Source organism: Myxococcota bacterium, assembly GCA_035498015.1.
Taxonomy (GTDB): Bacteria; Myxococcota_A; UBA9160; order SZUA-336; family SZUA-336; genus VGRW01.
In genome coordinates this window covers 1-4,570 of record DATKAO010000156.1, presented here as the reverse complement: position 1 = coordinate 4,570, position 4,570 = coordinate 1, and the positions used below count along the sequence as shown (strand labels likewise).

6 protein-coding genes are annotated in these 4,570 nt (G+C 69.0%); 1 reads left to right on the top strand and 5 read right to left on the bottom strand.

All coding sequences use genetic code 11. The features are described 5' to 3' along the window. The coding region (locus VMR86_14315) for a nucleotidyltransferase domain-containing protein (GenBank protein HTO08221.1) at window positions 1–712 on the bottom strand (712 nt) is incomplete at its 3' end. Between the two features lie 71 nt (window positions 713–783). On the opposite strand from VMR86_14315, the gene VMR86_14310 reads away from it, so the two are divergent. Further along, on the top strand, window positions 784–1,293 hold the full coding sequence (locus VMR86_14310) for a CHRD domain-containing protein (GenBank protein ID HTO08220.1): 510 nt from the start codon (window positions 784–786) through the stop codon (window positions 1,291–1,293). A gap of 55 nt (window positions 1,294–1,348) precedes the next feature. On the opposite strand, the gene VMR86_14305 is transcribed toward VMR86_14310, so the two are convergent. From VMR86_14305 to VMR86_14290, 4 genes are all read right to left on the bottom strand, one after another. Further along, window positions 1,349–2,209: an outer membrane lipoprotein-sorting protein gene (locus VMR86_14305; protein ID HTO08219.1), complete on the bottom strand. Its 861-nt coding sequence runs from the start codon at window positions 2,207–2,209 to the stop codon at window positions 1,349–1,351. A 43-nt stretch (window positions 2,210–2,252) separates the two neighbouring features. Beyond that, window positions 2,253–3,263, bottom strand: a complete 1,011-nt coding sequence (locus VMR86_14300) for an RNA polymerase sigma factor (GenBank protein ID HTO08218.1) — start codon at window positions 3,261–3,263, stop codon at window positions 2,253–2,255. Between the two features lie 48 nt (window positions 3,264–3,311). Further along, entirely contained in the window at window positions 3,312–3,689 is a 378-nt protein-coding gene (locus tag VMR86_14295; protein HTO08217.1) for a cytochrome c, read from the bottom strand. Beyond that, window positions 3,686–4,570 (bottom strand): PQQ-binding-like beta-propeller repeat protein (locus VMR86_14290; GenBank protein ID HTO08216.1); only part of this gene is annotated, 885 nt, incomplete at its 5' end. The genes VMR86_14295 and VMR86_14290, both read right to left, overlap by 4 nt.

Here is a 4,570-nt window from a genome sequence, read left to right as displayed (position 1 = left end):
TCGCGGCGATCAGCGCCTCGCGCGTGGCGGCCGGCCAGGGCAGTGACTCGAGCACCGCGTACTGCTCGGGGCTGAGCTTGTCGCGCCAGTGCTTGACGCCGGTCACCGGCAACGGTGCGTTCTCTTCGAGGAAGAGCTCCGAGAGCCGGCGCCGCATGTGCCCCCAGGCTTCCTGCGAGAGCAGGAGCTCCCCCCGGCCCAGCACCGCCGGCAGGAGCGCCAGGTAGCGCAGCGGCTCCTCGATCGCGGTCTCTACCTTCGCGCGGTCCGGGCCGGCGGGCGGAGCCGGCGCGGGCCGACTCGCATCGAGACCGTCGCGGTCGAACACGAGCGCGCGCACGAAGCGACTCCCGCGCACGGCCGACGCGCGCTCGAACACCACGTCGAGCCGCTCGCAGGTGGGAGTCAGCGAGTAGATGATCCAGGGCACGAACGGGACCTGGCGCGCCAATACCGTGGGCGTGATCAGCGCGAGCCACTCGCGCCAGGCGGCCGCGAAGGCGTCGAACTCGCCGTCGCTGACCGCGACCAAGAGATCGAGATCGGACCAGGCGTCGGCATCCTCGCGCGCCACCGAGCCGCCGACCCACAGCGCGCGCACCCGCGGATCGGCCGCGAACACGTTTGCGGCGCGCTCGAACAAAGGGAGATAGCCCGGCGGCAGCCGTGTGAGTCCGGGCGGCCGGGAGACTTTCACATTCACGTCACTCACCTCCGGTTTCGAATCCGAAGCCGATGCCCCGACGTATTCCAGCGGGCTCAACGCCTTTTGGAGGAAGCATCATGCGGAACAAGCTCGCTCTTTCGCTCGCCCTCGTCGCCGGGCTCTGGTTGCCCGGTGCGGCCTTCGCCGACGCCATCGGAATCGCGGCCGGCAAGGCCGAGAACGAGGTGCCTGCGGTCATCTCGGGCGCCCAGTGCAAGTTCCAGGCGACGATCAAGTCCGACTCGATCAAGTACCGGTTCCAGTTCATGAACCTGACCGGTGACAGCCTGTTCGCCCACATCCACGTGGGCCAGTTCTTCGTCAATGGCGGCGTGGCCGCTTTCCTGTGCAACAACACCACGACCGGCCCCGTGCCGCAGGCCTGCCCGAGCGGCGCCGGCACGATCACCGGCACCATCACCGCGGCCGACGTGATCGGCCCTGCGGGCCAGGGCGTCGACGCGGGTGAGTTCGCGGCGCTGCTGCAAGCCCTCGCGCAAGGCGACGCCTACGCGAACATCCACACCACCCCGTTCCCGGGCGGCGAGTGCCGGGCGCAGATCGTCCAGATCGGCTCGACCCGGTAAGACCAAAGACCCATGACCGCGCGGAGGCGTGACTCGGGTCACGCCGCTGCGCGAGTCAGCGGCGTAGCGTGAGCTGCAGGGTCGAGAAGTGCTGGTCGCTCAGGTGCACGTTGGGGTCCAGCGCCTCGATCAGGATCGTGGTCGAGGTCTTCTCGCGCAGATTCAGCATGGTCGAGCGCGTGGGCACCCAGGCGCCGTCGAAGTCCTGCACCGAGGTCGAGTCCGCGAGAAACTCGCGCATCTCGAGCCCCTGGTCGTCGCGGTAGATCGAGCGCAATGCGATGTAGTGCTGCTTGTCGATCCACGTGCGCACGGTCTTGAATTGTGAGTCGACGAACGGCTTCATGTGCACCTCGAGCACGTAGGTCGGAATGCCGTCCACCGTGTCGTCGGGCTGCCGCATGTACTCGGCGTCCTCGATGTTCTTCCAGCCGATGTCGTCGAAGGTGTAGTCGGTGCCCATGATGCCCACGCCGCGCAGCGAAACGCGCCGCACTCGGCCGGTCGCCGGGCTCCAGATGAACTGGTCGTTCGAGCGGTCCGCGTTCACGATCATCAGGTAGCCCGTCTGCCGCATGTCCTCGGGCTCCTGGAACTTCACCAGGGTCTTGGCGATCACCCCGTTCACCGCGTTCTTGTTCTTGTCGCGGTAGTCCTTCCAACGCACCCAGAAGCGCGTGCGCTGCTCGTTGCCCCCCGGGTCGCGCGAGATGACGGTCTGCCACTGCACGCAGGTGCGCAGCCGGTTGTCGAGGAACTTGTCGAAGATCTGCTTGCCGGTGAGCGATCCGCCCTCGGGCAGCGCGTCCTGGACTTCCTTGCCGGTCGGGAGCTTCACGCTCTCGTCGGCGCGAATCCCGGCGGCGGGGGCGAGCAGCAGGGCAGCGGCGAGAGCGGCAGCGGCAAGGCGGCGCATGTCGGGTCTGTATGGACGACGGAGCGCCTGCCCGTCAAGGACCTCATTCTCCCGCGCGAGCCCGCGCATTGATCGCCGCGTGCATCGAGGCCGGGAAGTGATAGAAGCCCAGGAGCGCGCTCGGTCGGCCGAGGCGATCGGCCACCTCGCGCACCGCATCGGGACACGTCGCGTACACGCGGACGTGCGAGATCCGGTCGGCGTCGGTCTCGAAGCGCATGAGTGACCCGACCCGGAGCTCGCCGCCGCGCGGATACAAGACCAGCACGATCGGCTCGCCCTCGTAGTCGACGGTCTCCCAGATCGCGTCCGTGGGCTTGCCGTCGAACGGGCTGACCAGGTTGTGCGTGAGCCAGCCGTGCTTGCGCGCGAAGGTGTCGCGGCCGGCTTCGAAGTCGACGCCGGGCATCTCGATCGAGGCGGTGTCGAGCAACAGGTCGAGCAGCCCCTCGCGGTCGCGCGCGTTGTAGCGCTCCACGAAGCGGTCGAGCACCGCGCGCGCCGGCGTGCGGCGCGGGGCCGAGCTCGCGTGCGTCTCGCGCAGCCGCGCGCGGCCGCGGTGCAGCGCGGCTTTGACCGCGCCGACGCTCGTCGCCAGCACCTGCGCGATCTCCTCGAGCGTCATGTCGAAGGTCTCCTTCAAGAGGATCGCGGCGCGCTCCTGCGGGGCGAGCTGCAAGAGCGCGGCGCCCGCGTCGCGCACGCCGGCGGCGTCTTCGGGCGAGGGGCCCGGCGCATCGGGGCCGAGCTCTTCCAGAAGCCCGCGCGCCGACTCTGCGACGCGGCGCCGGCGCAGCTGACTCAGCCACAGGTTCGACGCGATGCGCAGCACGTAGCCGCGCGGGTTGTCGACGCCGTACGTGACGGAGCCCAGGCGCGCGAAGCCCTTCTCGAGCGTCTCCTGCACCAGGTCCTCCGCGTCCCAGACGTTGCCGGTGAGCGAGCGGCAGTAGCGGAAGAGCGCGGGCCGGAAGCCGTCCAGCGCGGTCAGGTAGCGGTTCCAGGACTCACAGGCTGCGTCCAGGAGCTCGTCGTCGATCGACTCGTCGGCCATCGCGCCTCCCTGTGACGTTGTCGCGCGGGCTGGCCGGAAGGATACGGGTCAGTGCGGGGCCGGTGGGGCGTTTTCCTTGCAGACCGAGGCCGAGCGCAGGTAGGCGACGACCCGCCAGATGTCGGCGTCGCCTTCGGGCAGCGTGCCCTTCCAGGCGGGCATGCGCGTGCCGGGCACGCCTTCGGAGATGACGTGGAAGATGTCGGCGTCGCGGCTGCCGTGCTTCCACTCGCAGTCGAAGAGCGACGGCGCGTCGCGCTCCACGTTCTGGGTCGAGTGACAGTACGCGCCGCAGTTCCCCACGAAGATGAGACGCCCGCGTGCCACCGCCGCGGGGTCACGCAGGTAGACCTGGGCCGGTGACTCGGGCTCGGGCCGCTTGCAGGCGAGCAGCACCAGCGCGAGCAACAGGCTCGCGCGACTCACTTGGGAAGCGCGAACACGAACAGGGTGCCGCCCTCCGGCACCTTCGTGACTCCTGCCGCGAACGAGTCCATGGTGCTGAAGCTGCCCGTCGGCACCGCCACGTAGGTGCGGCCGTCGAGCTGGTACGCGATCGGCTGACCGCGCATGCCGCCGCCCGAGCGGAAGCGCCATACGACCTTGCCGCTCTTGGCGTCGAGCGCGATCACCTCGCCCTCCAGCGTGCCGCTGATCACCAGGCCGCCGGCGGTCGAGAGCGTGCCGCCCATCATCGGGCGGTTGTCGCGGAAGCGCCATTTCACCTTGCCGGTGCTCACGTCGATCGCGGCCAGGTTCCCGTAGGCCTTGCCCGCGGTCGCGTCGACCGTGTCGGGCAGCCCGCCGAGATACGGCAGGCCTTCCTTGAAGGCGCTGATGCCCTTCGTGAACACCTGACACGCTTCCGACGACGGGATGAAGACGAGCCCGAGGTCGGGATTCAGCGCGCCCGTGAACGAGCCGTTCATGCCGCCCAGGTTGCTCGGGCAGGTGCGGAACTTCGAGTCCTCCTTCGGCATCGCGTCGGGGTTCACGACCGGCCGGCCCTTGTCGTCGATCGTGGCCCAGTTCACCTGCTCGAGATAGGGCGTGGCGCGCAGGAACTTCCCGTCGCTGCGGTCGAGCACGTAGTAGAAGCCGTTGCGGTTGGCCTGGACCAGGAGCTTGCGCGGCTTCCCGTCGAACTTGGTGTCGACCAGGAAGATCTGGGTGTTTCCGTCGTAGTCCCACACGTCGTGCGGGGTGAACTGGAAGTACCACTTCGTGTTGCCCGTCTTCGGGTCGAGCGCCAGCACGGAGTCGGAGTACAGGTTGTCGCCCTTGCGGCCGTCGCCGTCCCAGTCGGG